Source organism: Agromyces binzhouensis (assembly GCF_042672355.1).
Taxonomy (GTDB): domain Bacteria; phylum Actinomycetota; class Actinomycetes; order Actinomycetales; family Microbacteriaceae; genus Agromyces; species Agromyces binzhouensis.
Genome location: NZ_JBHXVJ010000004.1, coordinates 21095 through 35163, shown reverse-complemented (window position 1 = coordinate 35163; position 14069 = coordinate 21095). Strand labels below are relative to the sequence as shown.

Sequence of the window (14069 nt, the reverse complement as noted above, 5' to 3'; positions counted from 1 at the left end):
TCTCCTAGAACTTCACGCGGACGGTGAAGAACATCCAGATAGTGCCCCCGGCGAGGAGCAGGAACGCGATGAACAGCGCGATCCACCCGATGAGGCTGGTGAACATGGGCGCGAAGTAGCCGGGTTGGACCCAGAGCAGGAAGAGGAAGACCGCGACCGGAAGCACGACGAGGATGATTCCGGACAGGCGCCCCTCGGCGCTCAGTGCCCGTACCTGCCGTCGAATCTGATTGCGCTCGCGAATAGTGTGGGCGACCTGATCGAGCACCTCCGAGAGGTTGCCCCCGGCCTCGCGGTTGATCGCGATCGCCTGCGCCACCCACGAGAAGTCGTCGCTCTGCATGCGCTCGGCCGTCACGCCGAGGGCGTCACCGAGGTCTCGCCCGAGCCGGGTCTCGTTCACCACGCGTGCGAGTTCCTCGGACGTCGGTGCATCGGCTTCGCGCGAGACGGAGTCGATGGCTCGCAGCAGGCTGTGCCCCGCACGCAGACCACCGGAGAGGAGTTGCAGGGTGTCGTCCAACTGGTACTCGAACTTCGCGCGTCGCCGACTCGTCCGAACCGCGACGATGATCCGCGAGCCCACGAACGCGAGTGCGCCGAAGACCAGGGCCAGCGGAATCGACCAGAACGTGCCCCATCCGAGGACGAACCCGAGCATCGCGAGCACGACGGCCGCTGAGATGGTGACCACCGTGAACCCGGCCGGCTCCATCTTGATGCCGGCCTGCTCGAGCCGGTAGCGCCGCATGCTGTCGTCGCGCCCGCGGGTCGCCGATTCGACCGCCGAGACCGTCCGCCCGGCGATCCGGCTGAGGGCGGTGTCGATCTCCTCCCCCGGCGCGACGCGACGGCTCTTGCTGATCCGCGGTGGAGCAGGGAAGAAGACGAAGAGCACCAGCACCAGGAGCGCGAGGAGGGCGATGGAGACGCCGAGGACCAACGTGATGGGGCTCATCAGAACTCCCGGGCCGTGCGGAACTCCGGCTGGAAGACCGACATCGGCAGCGGGATCCCGACGTCCGCGAGGCGCTCAGCGAATCTGGGCCGCACACCAGTGGCGGCGGCGTGGCCAAGGAAGCGTCCGTGCTCGTCGATGCCGGCCGAGTAGTCGAAGGTGAACGCGTCCTGGAGCGTGACGATGTCGCCCTCCATGCCCTGCACCTCGGTGACGTGCGTGATGCGACGGGTCCCGTCCTTCAGCCGCCCGATCTGGATGATGATGTCGAGCGCGGAGGCGATCTGCTCGCGAATGGCCCGCAGTGGCAGGTCCATGCCGGCCATCAGCACGAGGGTCTCCATGCGCGAGATGGCGTCTCGAGGCGAGTTCGCGTGGATGGTCGAGATGGAGCCCTCGTGGCCCGTGTTCATGGCCTGGAGCATGTCGAGGCTCTCGCCGCCTCGAACCTCGCCGATGACGATTCGGTCCGGACGCATGCGCAACGAGTTCCGGACGAGGTCGCGAATGGTGACCTCGCCTCGTCCCTCGATGTTGGACGGGCGCGACTCGAGCCTGACCACGTGGTCCTGCTGCAGCTGCAGCTCGACGGCGTCCTCGATCGTGATGATGCGCTCGCTCGTGGGGATGAAGGCTGACAGCACGTTGAGCAGCGTGGTCTTGCCGGTGCCCGTGCCGCCCGAGACGAGGATGTTGAGTCGTCCGCGCACCGCGGCGTCGAGGACGGTCGCCATCTCGCGACTCATCGTGCCGAAGGAGATCAGGTCCTCGACGGTGTACGGGGTCCGCGCGAACTTCCGGACGGTGAGGGACGGCCCGTTGACCGCCAGGGGCGGGATGATCGCGTTGACACGCGATCCGTCCTCGAGGCGTGCATCGACCAGAGGTGACGACTCATCGATTCGCCGTCCGACGCGCGACACGATGCGGTCGATCACGCGGCGGAGCTGCGCCTCGCTCGTGAATCGCAGCGAGGACTCCTGGAGGCGTCCGCTGCGCTCGACGTAGATCTGGTCGTGGCGGTTGACCATGACCTCGGTGATGGTCGGATCTTCGAGCAGCGGTTCGAGCGGCCCATAGCCGAGCACATCCGCCGCGATCTCGTCGATGAGGCGATTCCGCTCGGCGCTCGTGAGCGCGGTCTGCTCGGTGGCGACGATCTGGCTGAGTTCGGCCCGGGCCAGCGCGTGCAGCTTCTCCTCGGTCATCGAGGAGTCGTTGAGGCGGTTCCCGATCCGCGAGAACAGCTCCTGCGCGGCCGACTCCTTGAATCCGGCCAACGGGTCGGCCGTCGGTTCGATGTGCGCTGCCGGGATCGGGACGATCTCCGGTTGGACGTCATCATTCCGCCCGACGGACGGCTCCAGCTCGTCGATCTCGTCGACCACGGGGCTCTCGGGAGCAGGCGGGACATCCGGAGTGCGTCGGATGCCCCGCGCGGCGTCGAGTCGTTCGTTCAACCTCATTCTGCGGCCGCCCTTCTCATGGTGCGTCGGCGTCGGGCATGGGCTTCGGGGTCGATGCGCAGCGCGAGGTCTCGCAGCGCAACTGCGGCGTGATCCCTCGGATCGCTCACGACAAGCGGGACCCCGCGATTGCTCGCGAGCAGCACGGCGCTCGATCGGGGCATGACCACGTTCATCTGGACGCCCGCGATGCGCTCGGCGTCCCGCACCGTGAGGCCGCTGTGCCGATCCGTGAAGTTCAGGACGAGGTGACGGTTCGAGGGCAGGAGCCCGACCTGCTGCAGGAGCTCGAGCTCCGTCCTCATGGCGCGGAGGCTCGGAACCCCCATGTTGGTGACGAAGACCCCGTCCGTGGCATTCTCGAGCACGGCGAGCGTGTGCTCGCCGAGACCCGGCGTGGTGTCGACGATCACGTACCGGAAGATGCCGGCGAGCCGACGGAGGAGTGCACCGAGCTGCTCCGCCGAGACTTCGTCTCCGGCCTCAGGGGAGGCGGCCCCGGGTATGACGTAGAAGCCCTCCGGATGACGGAGGAGGTAGGTCTTCAGCGCCAGCTCGTCACCGCTCGCGGCGACCTGCACGGAGTCGACCAGCGTGTGGGTCGGCTCCAGGTCGAGCGCCGTCGCGATGTCGCCGAACTGGACGTCGGCATCGACGAGCACCACCGAGTTCGGCGCGGCTGAGGCGAGCGCCGCCGCGAGGTTGACCGAGACGGTCGTCTTACCCTGTCCTCCCTTCGGAGCGACGACGGCGAGCACATCAGTTCTGGCCCCTTCGGGCAGTTCCGCCGGGAAGAGCCACTCGGGTTCCGGCTCGGGTTCCGGCTCCGGTTCCGGCTCCGGTTCCGGCTCCGGTTCCGGCTCCGGCTCGTCGACCGCCTGCGGCTCGGGCATCGACTCCGCCTGCGTCAGGGTGGAGCCAGCGACGAGGCGGCGCAGGAGGTCGTCGTCCCCAGCTGGACCGGCAGCCTCCTGAGCCGGCTCCTGTACCGGGACGTAGGCCCGATCGCCCCAATCGCCGAGGGTGGTGTCGATGTCGTGCGCCTGTGCAAGCCAGTCACGCAGTCGGGCGAAGAGCGCCAGCGAGACCGCCTCGCTCGCATCGGGTGCGAGCACGGCATGCAGGCGCATTCCGTCGACCCAGTCCTCGAGGTCCGCCCGCTGTTCACGAACCACGATGATGCCGACGTGCGGATACTGCTCGAGGAGGGACTCGACGAGTTGCCGCGACTCCTCGTAGTTGACCACCGGACCGACGAGGACGATATGCGGCACCTGGCCCGGAACCTGGGCCAGGACCTGATCGACTCCGAAGCTCAGGTACTCCCCGGCGACGCTCGCGAGCTCGCTGCCGAGCATCGAGCCGAGGCGGGACTCGTACTCGACACTGCGACTGATGAGCAGGTATCGGGTCACGGCAGGATGTTGGCTGGTCCGATGAGCTGCGAGCCGTCGATGCTCGTGTCCTCGTTCTGCAGGGTGAGCCAGACTCCAGCGATATCGTCCTCCTGCATCTCGCGTGCCCAGACGAGCTTCTCGATCTGCGGGGCAGTCATCGCCACGGTGACCATGATGTTCTGCACGGCGGTCGTCGTCTCTTCTCCGTCCGCTGGGGTGAAGGTCGAGCCGGCCTGAACCCGTGTGACGAGCACCTGGTTGTCGATGAACCGCGTCGCGGGCGAGGTCGTCACCGTGCCCTCCGCGTTCGGCTGGCCTGGCTGGATTTTGTTGGTGACCACGATGCCGATCCGGCTGCCGGGCTGGATCGCGCCGCCGACCACGCGCTGCACCTCGAGCGCCACGGTGACCTCCTGCATACCCTCGGGCACCGGCACCTCGCCCTGAGCCGCGAGGACGGCCGGGTCCACGAACCGCTCCTCACGCAACTGGTCTCCTGGGAGCAACTCCGCTGCCGTGACCAGGCCCTCGAGATCGGCGAGGTCGGTGACCCGATCCTCTGCGACCGAAATGGCCGGCAACTCGGTGAGCGAGATGAACTCCTCGATCTGGGCCGCCGGCGTGCCTTCGGGGATCGACTCGTCGACGACGTACACGTCGACGAACTCGGCCCCTTCGGCGGCCCGCTGGTCGGCCCCCCGGACGTATCCGACGAGCACGACGGTGCCCACGATTGCGAGGACGAGGGCGACGAGGGCTCCGATGATGCGAGTCTTCATTGTGGGATGCTTTCGGGTCGGGCGGCGGGGGTTCCCGGGTCGTCGGGATCAGTCGAGCAGGTCTGCGAGTTGGCTGTCGGTGATGACGAGTCGGACCACGTCGACTCCGAAGTCGGGACCGCCGACCTCCCAGTCGGCTCCGAGGTCGACCCACTCCGTGAAGTACCCCTGGATGCCCCGGCAGGCGCCGACACAGCCGGGCGAGAGCGGATCGGGATTGTTGAACACGCCGGGCCCGCCACCGGTGAGCTTCCAGCCGGTGACGACGAAGGCGGCGAAGGCCATGATGTGGAATTCGCCGTTCTGGCCGTTGATGTCGTTGCCCCCGTCGTAGACCGGCACGAGCACGGTCTCTCCCTCGAGGTCGTTGAAGAGGTAGGCGCATTCGGCTGCCGGATCGATGCCGGGATCGCTCCCGACGAAGCCGGTGTCGAGGTCGATGAACGTCTCGCACTGGCCGCCCTCGAGGTCGAGCCAGCCGAACCCGCCCTCGACGGGCTGGCCGTCGGAGCGGGTGCAGTCGTTCTCACTTGTCTGGTGGTACTCGATGAGCACGCGGATCTCGAGCGTCGGGTCCTGGAACTCACAGAGCGAGAGTGCGAGTGGGAGCACGACGCCCGAGTTCGGGCTGCCCCACTCGGCCGAGCTGACGGCCTGGACATTCGTGGAGTTCGTGCCCGTGAGGACCGAGGCGAGCGGATGGCTCACGGCGTTCTCGGTCGTGACGGTCACCCGGTTGGCGTCGTAGTCGATCTGCGGTGCGAGCGCAGCGGGGCTCGAGATGGACGAGTTCTGCAGCACGAACTCGCTCGCGATGCTGCCTGCGTTCGCGCCGCAGGCGGATTCATCGGCGGCGCATGCGGTCGCGACGGCCATCGCAGCACCGTCGGCACCGTTCTGCTGAGCGGCGCGTTCGGCGTACAACGCACCCACGTCGACGGCGATAGCGGTGGCGCCGATCAGGGGCACGATAAGCAGTCCTACTAGCACCGCGCTCGCGCCACGCTCAGCGTGCCGAAGTCGTTCGATCACCCGCCGCATACCATCTGCCCTTCCGCTTGGAGATCGAACGTAGTGCCGGTCGCCCACTCCCAGAACCCTGGGACAATTAAGTCGACGGTGTAGGTGATGGTCGCGTGTACCGGAGTACCTTCGTCGAGATCCTCGCAGGTTCCGACGCTGAGGAGCACCTGACCGGGGTCGATGGCCGGGTTCAACGCGGGCGCGGTGGCGACCGCAGCCGATTGAGCCTCGCCGACGTTGTCGCGGATCGCCATCACCCGTGCGGCCTCGCGTGCGGCGTTCGACAGCTGGATCTGGATGTTGAAGAGTCGTCCGAACTCGAAGATGCCAAGGATCAGGGCAAGCAGGATGGGTAGGACGAGGGCGAACTCGACCGCCGCAGCGCCTCGCTCCTTGCGCAGGGACACAATCCTCACCGTTCAGCACTCCTCAGGAAATGTCCATGCACTGGAGGCCGTCGTGAGACGACCTCCAGTGCATGAAGACGCGAAACAGACTCGCGGCGCTGAATCAGGGGGTAAGCGCAGTCCCGACCAGGTCGAAGATGGCGTCGAGGTTCGTACCGATGAGGGTGACCGCGGCGATGATCACGACGGCGATTAAAGCGACCATGAGGCCGTACTCGACGGCGGTCGCCCCCTCCTCCTTGGCGCGGATCTCCGCGATGCGGCTGATGGCCTTGGCCTGGGCCTTGGCGAGAAGCTTGGACATGAGAGACACCCTTCGGGTCGAACAGTTTTCGGGTGCCGCCCACCTCGGCAAGCGGCCAGTGAACCGTATCGATGCGAACGAATCCACCGCTATGCCCCATTTCGGGGTACCCCTTCACTGGGGACACGCAGGGGGACAAACGTGATCCCCGCGTAACCGAAGACCACTCACTTCAGTGCTAAAGTCCGCGATTCGGGGTACACCTCGCCGATCATCAGGGGACACGAGGCACCGATCCGGAGTCTCGGACCCGATTCACGCCCCGAAGGCGACGATCGCCAGCACCGCCCCCGCCACCATCGACGGCCCGAACGGCACCGACCCCTTCAGCGTCACGCGCCTCAGCACCAGCGCAATGATCGCGACGACGCCGCCGACCAGGAACGCCCCCATCAGCCCGGCGATCCACATCACCCACCCGAACCAGCCGAGCACCAACCCCAGCGGCAGCGCGAACTTCACGTCGCCCATGCCCATCGCCTTCGGCGAGATGAGGGCGAGCACGAAGTAGAAGAGGAACATGCCGGCGGAGCCGGCGGCCGCCCACGCGAGGCGGAGCCACTCCCCCGTGAGCGCGGCGCCCACCACGAGCAGCACCGCGACCACGAGCAGCGTCGGGAACACCATGGCGTTGGGCAGCCGCTTCTCGGTGAGGTCGACGATCGAGAGGGCGACTCCGGCGGCGGCGAGCGCCAGGAGCGCCGGCAGCACGGGGTCGAGGCCGAACCGCCAGGCGAGCACCCCGAACAGCAGGGCGGTCGTGCCCGCCGACCAGGCGCGGAGCGCGCGGAGGGGCATCCGCTCTGCTGCGTCGCGACGGATGTTGCGGGCGGCCCACGCCGCGAGCGGCCACCAGCCGAGCACGGCGCCGAGGAGGGCGGCCCCGACGGCGAGGGCGACGGGGGCGAGCGGCATGATGTGCAGCGTAGCGCGGCGCGCGCCGCGCGTGCGGCGTAGGCTCCCCACGACGGCACCGATGAGGGGGATGACATGGACGAGGCCCAGGCGACCTTCGATGCGGTCACCGAAGAACTGCTCCAGGACACCGACTACGACGTGGATGCCACGCCCGACGGGCTGCTCGTGAAGGGCCACCTCTTCGCGTTCCTCGAGGGCGGCGACCTCGTGGTCGAGCTTCCGGAGGCACGGTCGTCCGACCTGCAGCAGCGCGGCATCGCAGTACCGTTCCATTCGACGCGCGGCGGCGACAGCCGCACGTGGGTCCGCGTCGCGGACCGCGAGCTCTGGTCGGAGCTCGCGCGCGAGGCGCACGAGTACGTCGGCGAGCCCCCGGTCGGGCGACAGTCGTGACGGCCGACGCGTCGAAGGTCGGCACGGTGCGCGTCGGTGTCCCCGAGCGCCCGGAATCGGTCGCCTAGACCTCGCCCCGCGAGATGCCCACCATCTCGTCGCGCGGCACGACCTTGATGCGCTTGCGCTCCTCGGCGGCGCCGAGCGCCTGCTCGTGCTCGTCGAGGCGGTGCCATCCGTCGAGGTCGGTCCACTGGATGCCTCGGGACTCGAGCAGCTCGATCACCGACTCCTCCGACGGCGACTCGGGCCGCCACCAGTTGCCGAGGTCGTTGATGAGGTGCTTGATGGTCTCCATGGCGTCGGACTTGGTGTGGCCGATGAGGCCGACGGGCCCGCGCTTGATCCAGCCGGTCGCGTAGACGCCGTACATCTGGCGCGACTGTCCGGTCTCCTTGTCGCGGATCAGCACCTGGCCCTCGTGGTTCGGGATGACGCCGAACTTCTTGTCGAAGGGGATGCCGGGCAGCGGCGACCCGAAGTAGCCGACCGCGCGGTAGAGCGCCTGCATCGGGATCTCGCGGATCTCGCCGGTGCCGACGACCCCGCCCTCGCCGTCGGGCGCAGTGCGCTCGTAGCGCAGCGCCCCGACGCGGCCGTTGCCGTCGTCGACGACCTCGAGGGGCTTGGCGAAGAAGTGCAGGTGCAGCCGACGCGACGCCTGTCCGGTCTCGCGCTTGCGCCACTGCTGCAGCACCTTGTCGATCACGAAGACCTGCTTGTTGCCCGCGACGGCCGCGCGCGCGGCGTCGTCGTAGTCGAAGTCCTCGTCGTAGACGATCATGTCGACGTCGCGCAGCTCGCCGAGCTCGCGCAGCTCGAGCGGCGTGAACTTCACCGAGGTCGGGCCGCGACGGCCGAACACGTGCACGTCCGTGACCGGCGAGCGCGACAGTCCCTCGTAGACGTTCGCGGGGATCTCGGTCGGCAGCAGGTCCTCCGCGTGCTTCGCGAGCATGCGCGCGGCGTCGAGCGCGACGTTCCCGTTGCCGATGACGCCGACCGACTGCGCGTCGAGCGGCCACTCGCGCGGGTAGTCGGGGTGCCCGTCGTACCAGCTGACGAAGTCGGCCGCCCCGTAGCTGCCCTCGAGCTCGACGCCCGGGATGTTGAGGTCGGCGTCCTTCACCGCGCCGGTGGCGAAGATGACGGCGTTGTAGTGCTTCTTCAGGTCGGCGAGCGTGATGTCCTCGCCGAAGCGCACGTTGCCGAAGATGCGGATGTCGCCGCGGTCGAGCACCTCGCGGAGCGCCGTGATGATGCCCTTGATGCGCGGATGGTCGGGGGCGACGCCGTAGCGCACCAGCCCGTACGGCGCCGGCAGGTGGTCGAACAGGTCGATCGACACGTCGAAGTTCCGCTCGGACTTGAGCAGGATGTCGGCGGCGTAGATGCCGGCCGGGCCCGCGCCCACGATGGCCAGGCGCAACTTGTTCCTCGTCACCGTCGGTGACCTCCTGTCGTCGTCGAAGGAGCAGGGCTCAACTCGAGCGCTCCACGATGGTGTCGGCGAAGCGCGTCAGCGCCTTCTTCACGCTGCCCTCGGGCACGGGCGCGAGCGCCGCGACGGCCTCATGCGCCCAGCGATGGGCCTCCGCGAGCGTCGAACGCGTGGCCTCGTGCTCGCGGAGCTCGTCGACGATCGCGTCGACGGTCGCCCGCGAGGGCATGATGCGGGCGGCGAGCGTGTTGGTGTCGAACGGATCGCCCGCCTCGTCGGCCGGTGCCGGGAGCACGTCGCGACGGATGCGGTCGAGGAGGTCGGCCGACGAGGCATCCGCCTTCGCCAGCTCCTCGAGCCGCAGCAGCGGCAGCGTCACGACGCCCGCGCGCAGGTCGGTGCCGGGGACCTTGCCCGTCTCCTCCGGCTGGGGCGACAGGTCGATGACGTCGTCGATGAGCTGGAACGCGACGCCGATCTTCTCGCCGAACTCGATGATCGGCGCCTCGAGCGCCGGATCGGCGCCGCCGAAGATGATGCCCGACTGCGCGGCCGCCGCGATCAGCGAGCCCGTCTTGTCGGCCAGCACCTGGATGTAGTGCTCGATCGGGTCCTCGTCGGGGTCGGGCCCGACGGTCTCGTTGAGCTGGCCCAGCACGAGGCGCTCGAACGTGTCGGCCTGCATGCGGATGGCGCGCTCCCCGAGCTTCGCCATGAGCTGGCTCGCCCGCGCGAAGAGCAGGTCGCCGGTGAGGATCGCGACCGAGTTGCCCCACACCGTCTGCGCGCTCGGCACCCCGCGGCGGCGCTCCGACTCGTCCATGACGTCGTCGTGGTACAGCGAGCCGAGGTGCGTGATCTCGATCGCCATGGCCGCAGTGACCACGTCGTCGACCGAGCCGTCGCCGAGCTGCGCGGTGAGCAGCGTCAGCATCGGCCGCACGCGCTTGCCGCCCGCCTCGAGCAGGTAGCGGCTCGTGACATCCGCCACCGTGTCCGCGAAGCGGACCTGCTCGGCCAGCCCCGCCTCGACGCGCTCGAGCCCGTCGTCGATGGCCCGGGCCATGGCACGGTCGGCCGCGGAGGCGAACACGCGCTCGCTGAGGCCGAGATTGGCCGCGAGCGAGGAGGCGCGACGGACCGTGTGGCTCGGATTCACGAGCCCCAGCCTACCGAGAGCCGGCCGAGCGGATGCTGCGAGCTTGTCGAACGCGCGGCGCTCACCTCTCCGCGGCGGCGATCGGCTTGCGCGCCCGATGCAGCGCGACGATGCCCGCCGTCAGGTTGCGCCACGCGACATCCGCCCACCCCGCCTCGCGGATCCAGCCGGCGAGCGTCGGCTGGTCGGGCCACGCGTGGATCGACTCGTTGAGGTAGTCGTAGGCGTCGTCGTTCGAGCTCGACAGCTTCACGAGCGGCGGCATGACGACCTTCTGGTAGAAGTCGTAGCCCGCGCGCACGACGCCGACGGGCGGGTGCGAGAACTCGCACACCACGAGGCGTCCGCCGGGCTTGGTGACCCGCAGGAACTCGGCGAGCGCGACCTTCGGCTCCTTCACGTTGCGCAGGCCGAACGAGATCGTGACCGCGTCGAACTCGGCGTCGCCGAACGGCAGCGCCATGGCGTCGGCCTCGACGAACACGAGGTTCGGCACGTGCGCCTGGCGGCGGCGACCGACCTCGATCATGCCCGGCGAGAAGTCGGCGGCGACCACGCTCGCGCCCGACTTGGCGAGGCTCGCGCTCGAGGTGCCGGTGCCCGCGGCGACGTCGAGGATCCGCTCGCCCGGCTTCGGCGCGACGGCCTTCGTCGTGGCGACGCGCCACAGTGCGGCGTTGCCGACCGAGAGCACCGCGTTGGTGCGGTCGTAGCGCGCCGCGACCCGGTCGAACATCGCCGAGACGTCACGGGGGTCCTTGCCGAGGTCTGCGCGCGTCATGCCTGCGAGTCTACGGTCGCCGGGCTGGGCGGGCGCGGTGAGGGCGGGGCGGTGAGCGCGGGGCGGCGAGGGCGGGGCGGTGAGCGCGGGCCGGTGACGGCGGGCGAGCGGATGCCGCGGCGCCTGCCGCACTCGCGCTCGAGCTCGCACCCGCGCTCGCGCCCGAGTTTGCAGGATGAGACGTGCCATCCACGCTGCTGGGCGACCATCGCCCCGCTCATCCTGCGAACTCGGCGAGCTGACTCGCATCCCACCCCCCCAGCCCCGCATCTCGCGTGCGAATTCGCAGGACCACACGCCGCATCCCCCTCAACGAGCACCCACCGCGTGTCTCATCCTGCGAACTCCTGGGAGCGGGCGCCGCGGGCGCACGAACCTGAGAGTTTCCATGCATCGGGATGGAAACTCAGCGTGACGGCGTTGGATCGTGGTGGACGGCGCGGCTGCGCCATCCGCTCGGAGGAAGGGAACGGCATGAAGGCGATCTGGAACGGCACGGTCATCGCGGAGTCCGACGACACCGTCGTGGTGGAGGGCAACCACTACTTCCCGCGTGAGGCGATCCGCCCCGAGTTCTTCGTCGCCAGCGACAACCGCAGCGTGTGCCACTGGAAGGGCACCGCGAACTACTTCCACGTCGAGGTCGACGGCCAGCGCAACCCGAACGCCGCCTGGACCTACGAGACGCCCTCCGACGCGGCCGCCGAGATCCGCGAGCACGTCGCGTTCTGGCGCGGCGTCGACGTCGTCCCGGCCTGAGCCGGCACACGCTCCGGCGTAGGCTGGTCCGGTGACGCGAACGGATGCCGCGGCCCCTCCCGCCGCCGACACGAGGTTGCGCGTCCGCACCGTCGCGGTCGATGAGACCGCACCGCTCGTGCCGCGCCTCGACCCGAGGCATCCGCTGCTCTGGATGCGCCGCGGCGAGGGAATCATCGGCCTCGGCGAGGTGCTCCGCATCGAGACGCACGGGCCGAACCGCGTCGCCGACGCCGCCCGCGAGTGGCGGCGCGTGACCGGGCTCGCCGACGTCGACGACCGCGTCGGGCTTCCCGGCAGCGGCCTCGTCGCGTTCGGCGCGATCGCCTTCGCCGACGAGTCCGCCGCGACGAGCGTGCTCGTGGTTCCCGAGATCGTGCTCGGCCGTCGCGACGGGCGGGCGTGGGTCACCCGGATCGAGCTCGTCGACGGGGCGTCCGCTGCGCCGACCGCCCCGGTCGAGCTGCCCGCACCTGCACCGAAGCGCGACGTGCCGCGCGTGCGCTTCGCGCCCGGCGCGCTGCCGCCCGAGGCGTACACCGATGCCGTCGCCGAGGCCGTGCGCCGCATCGACGACGGACGGTTCGAGAAGGTGGTGCTCGCGCGCGAGATCGTCGGCACGCTGCACGAGGACGCCGGACTCCGCGCCGCGCTCGCGAAGCTCGCCGACGACTACCCCGACACGTGGGTGTTCGCCGTCGACGGCCTCATCGGCGCGAGCCCCGAGACGCTCGTGCGCGTCGACCACGGAACGGTCTCGGCGCGCGTGCTCGCCGGCACCGCGTCGCGCGGGCAGGATGCGGCATCCGACCGCGACCGGGCCGCGCGGCTCGCCGCCTCGCACAAGGACCTCGCGGAGCACGCCCTGGCCGTCGAGAGCGCGGTCGCGACGCTCGCACCGCACACCGCCAGGCTCGATGCGAGCCCCGAGCCGTTCACCCTGCAACTGCCGAACCTGTGGCACCTCGCGACCGACCTCAAGGGCACGCTGGGCGACGGGTCGAGCGCGCTCGACCTCGTGCGCGCGGTGCATCCGACGGCGGCGGTGGCGGGCACGCCCCGGAACGTCGCACTCGCCGCGATCACCGAGCTCGAGGGCTTCGACCGCGGGCGCTACGCCGGCCCGGTGGGCTGGGTCGACGCCGACGGCGATGGCGAGTGGGCGATCGCGCTGCGCTGCGCGCAGGTGTCGACCGACGGCACGGTGCGCGCGTATGCCGGGTGCGGCATCGTCCACGACTCGGTGCCGGTCGACGAGCTCGCCGAGACCGACATGAAGTTCCGGCCGATCGTCGAGGCGTTCGGCGCTCCGCCGCCGTCGCCGCCCGTGCCGTAGCCGGCAGCGGTCGCCGCGCGCCCTGCCCGCGCTGCCCGCGCCGCGGGCCGTCCGCCCGCTCAGCCGGTCGCGAGCCGCGCCTTCTGCTGCTCGATGTCGTAGTCGGCGAGCGGCCAGTCGAGCTTCATCGACTCGAGCGCATCGATCAGCAGGTGCTGCACGGCGAGGCGCGCGTACCACTTGCGGTCGGCCGGGATCACGTACCAGGGTGCGTACGGCGTCGTCGTCCGGTCGAACACGAGCTGGTACGACTCGCGGTACTTCGGCGCGAGCATCCGCTCGTCGATGTCGCCCGGGTTGAACTTCCAGTGCTTGTCGCGCCGGTCGAGCCGCTTCAGCAGTCGCTCGCGCTGCTCGTCCATCGAGATGTGGAGCATGACCTTGATGATCACGGTGCCGGATGCCGCGAGCTCGGCCTCGAACTCGTTGATCGCGTCGTAGCGCCGCTCGATCTCCTCCGGCGGCGCCAGTTCGCGCACGCGCGCGATGAGCACGTCCTCGTAGTGCGAACGGTCGAACACGCCGATCATGCCCGGCTCGGGGACCTCCTTGCGGATGCGCCAGAGGAAGTCGTGCTTGAGCTCCTCCTCGCTGGGCTTCTTGAAGGTGGCGAGCTGCACGCCCTGCGGGTCGACCGCGCTCATCACGTGCTTGACGATGCCGCCCTTGCCGGCGGTGTCCATCGCCTGCAGCACGAGCAGGACGCGCCTCGGGTCGTCGCCCATCTGGTGGCCCGCGAACAGCTGCTCCTGCAGGTCGGCCAGGATGGCGGCGCCGATCTCGAGCGACTTCTTGCCCTCCTTCTTGCCGCCCTCGAACCCGGGCTTGCCGTGGGGGTCGAGGTCCGCCAGCAGGAAGTCCTGCCGCACGCGCAGCACATCCATCGGATCGCTCGCCCAGTACTTCTCCAGCCCCACGGTGCTCCCCTCATGACCGCGTCCGCCGCGG

Annotated in this window: 15 protein-coding genes; 3 read left to right on the top strand and 12 right to left on the bottom strand. The window is 69.6% G+C overall.

The window, feature by feature from the left end; translation table 11 throughout:
- Positions 1–4: 4 nt before the first annotated feature.
- From ACFVHK_RS07975 to ACFVHK_RS07940, 8 genes are all read right to left on the bottom strand, one after another.
- Positions 5–958 carry a type II secretion system F family protein gene (locus ACFVHK_RS07975; protein WP_376928349.1) on the bottom strand — a complete coding sequence of 318 codons (954 nt, stop codon included), beginning with the start codon at positions 956–958 and terminating at the stop codon, positions 5–7.
- Complete coding sequence (locus ACFVHK_RS07970) at positions 958–2424, bottom strand: CpaF family protein (RefSeq protein WP_376928348.1); 1467 nt, start codon at positions 2422–2424, stop codon at positions 958–960. The genes ACFVHK_RS07975 and ACFVHK_RS07970 overlap by 1 nt, the downstream gene beginning before the upstream one ends.
- Positions 2421–3839, bottom strand: a complete 1419-nt coding sequence (locus ACFVHK_RS07965; protein ID WP_376928347.1) for an AAA family ATPase — start codon at positions 3837–3839, stop codon at positions 2421–2423. Before ACFVHK_RS07965 ends, ACFVHK_RS07970 begins: the two co-directional genes overlap by 4 nt.
- Positions 3836–4600, bottom strand: coding sequence for a Flp pilus assembly protein CpaB (cpaB, locus tag ACFVHK_RS07960; protein ID WP_376928346.1), 765 nt, complete (start codon positions 4598–4600; stop codon positions 3836–3838). The genes ACFVHK_RS07965 and cpaB overlap by 4 nt, the downstream gene beginning before the upstream one ends.
- Positions 4601–4648: 48 nt before the next feature.
- Positions 4649–5641, bottom strand: a complete 993-nt coding sequence (locus tag ACFVHK_RS07955) for a TadE/TadG family type IV pilus assembly protein (RefSeq protein WP_376928345.1) — start codon at positions 5639–5641, stop codon at positions 4649–4651.
- Positions 5629–6030 carry a TadE/TadG family type IV pilus assembly protein gene (locus ACFVHK_RS07950; RefSeq protein WP_376928344.1) on the bottom strand — a complete coding sequence of 134 codons (402 nt, stop codon included), beginning with the start codon at positions 6028–6030 and terminating at the stop codon, positions 5629–5631. Before ACFVHK_RS07950 ends, ACFVHK_RS07955 begins: the two co-directional genes overlap by 13 nt.
- A gap of 103 nt (positions 6031–6133) precedes the next feature.
- Entirely contained in the window at positions 6134–6334 is a 201-nt protein-coding gene (locus ACFVHK_RS07945; protein ID WP_376928343.1) for a Flp family type IVb pilin, read from the bottom strand.
- A 255-nt stretch (positions 6335–6589) separates the two neighbouring features.
- The gene (locus ACFVHK_RS07940; RefSeq protein ID WP_376928342.1) at positions 6590–7249 is read right to left on the bottom strand and encodes a prepilin peptidase; all 660 of its coding nucleotides are present in this window, start codon (positions 7247–7249) and stop codon (positions 6590–6592) included.
- A 75-nt stretch (positions 7250–7324) separates the two neighbouring features.
- On the opposite strand from ACFVHK_RS07940, the gene ACFVHK_RS07935 reads away from it, so the two are divergent.
- Entirely contained in the window at positions 7325–7645 is a 321-nt protein-coding gene (locus ACFVHK_RS07935; protein ID WP_376928341.1) for a hypothetical protein, read from the top strand.
- A gap of 64 nt (positions 7646–7709) precedes the next feature.
- On the opposite strand, the gene ACFVHK_RS07930 is transcribed toward ACFVHK_RS07935, so the two are convergent.
- The 3 genes from ACFVHK_RS07930 to ACFVHK_RS07920 all read right to left on the bottom strand — a co-directional run bounded on the left by ACFVHK_RS07930 (position 7710) and on the right by ACFVHK_RS07920 (position 11026).
- The gene (locus ACFVHK_RS07930; protein ID WP_376928340.1) at positions 7710–9089 is read right to left on the bottom strand and encodes an FAD-dependent oxidoreductase; all 1380 of its coding nucleotides are present in this window, start codon (positions 9087–9089) and stop codon (positions 7710–7712) included.
- A gap of 37 nt (positions 9090–9126) precedes the next feature.
- On the bottom strand, positions 9127–10245 hold the full coding sequence (locus ACFVHK_RS07925; protein WP_376928339.1) for a polyprenyl synthetase family protein: 1119 nt from the start codon (positions 10243–10245) through the stop codon (positions 9127–9129).
- A 61-nt stretch (positions 10246–10306) separates the two neighbouring features.
- Positions 10307–11026, bottom strand: coding sequence for a demethylmenaquinone methyltransferase (locus tag ACFVHK_RS07920; RefSeq protein WP_376928338.1), 720 nt, complete (start codon positions 11024–11026; stop codon positions 10307–10309).
- A 474-nt stretch (positions 11027–11500) separates the two neighbouring features.
- On the opposite strand from ACFVHK_RS07920, the gene ACFVHK_RS07915 reads away from it, so the two are divergent.
- Both ACFVHK_RS07915 and ACFVHK_RS07910 read left to right on the top strand, forming a co-directional pair.
- Entirely contained in the window at positions 11501–11785 is a 285-nt protein-coding gene (locus tag ACFVHK_RS07915; RefSeq protein ID WP_129233391.1) for a DUF427 domain-containing protein, read from the top strand.
- 31 nt (positions 11786–11816) lie between these two features.
- Positions 11817–13121: an isochorismate synthase gene (locus ACFVHK_RS07910; protein WP_376928337.1), complete on the top strand. Its 1305-nt coding sequence runs from the start codon at positions 11817–11819 to the stop codon at positions 13119–13121.
- 59 nt (positions 13122–13180) lie between these two features.
- Here the strand turns inward: ACFVHK_RS07910 and ACFVHK_RS07905 are convergent, their stop codons facing one another.
- Entirely contained in the window at positions 13181–14005 is an 825-nt protein-coding gene (locus tag ACFVHK_RS07905) for a PPK2 family polyphosphate kinase (protein ID WP_376928609.1), read from the bottom strand.
- Positions 14006–14069 lie beyond the last annotated feature (64 nt).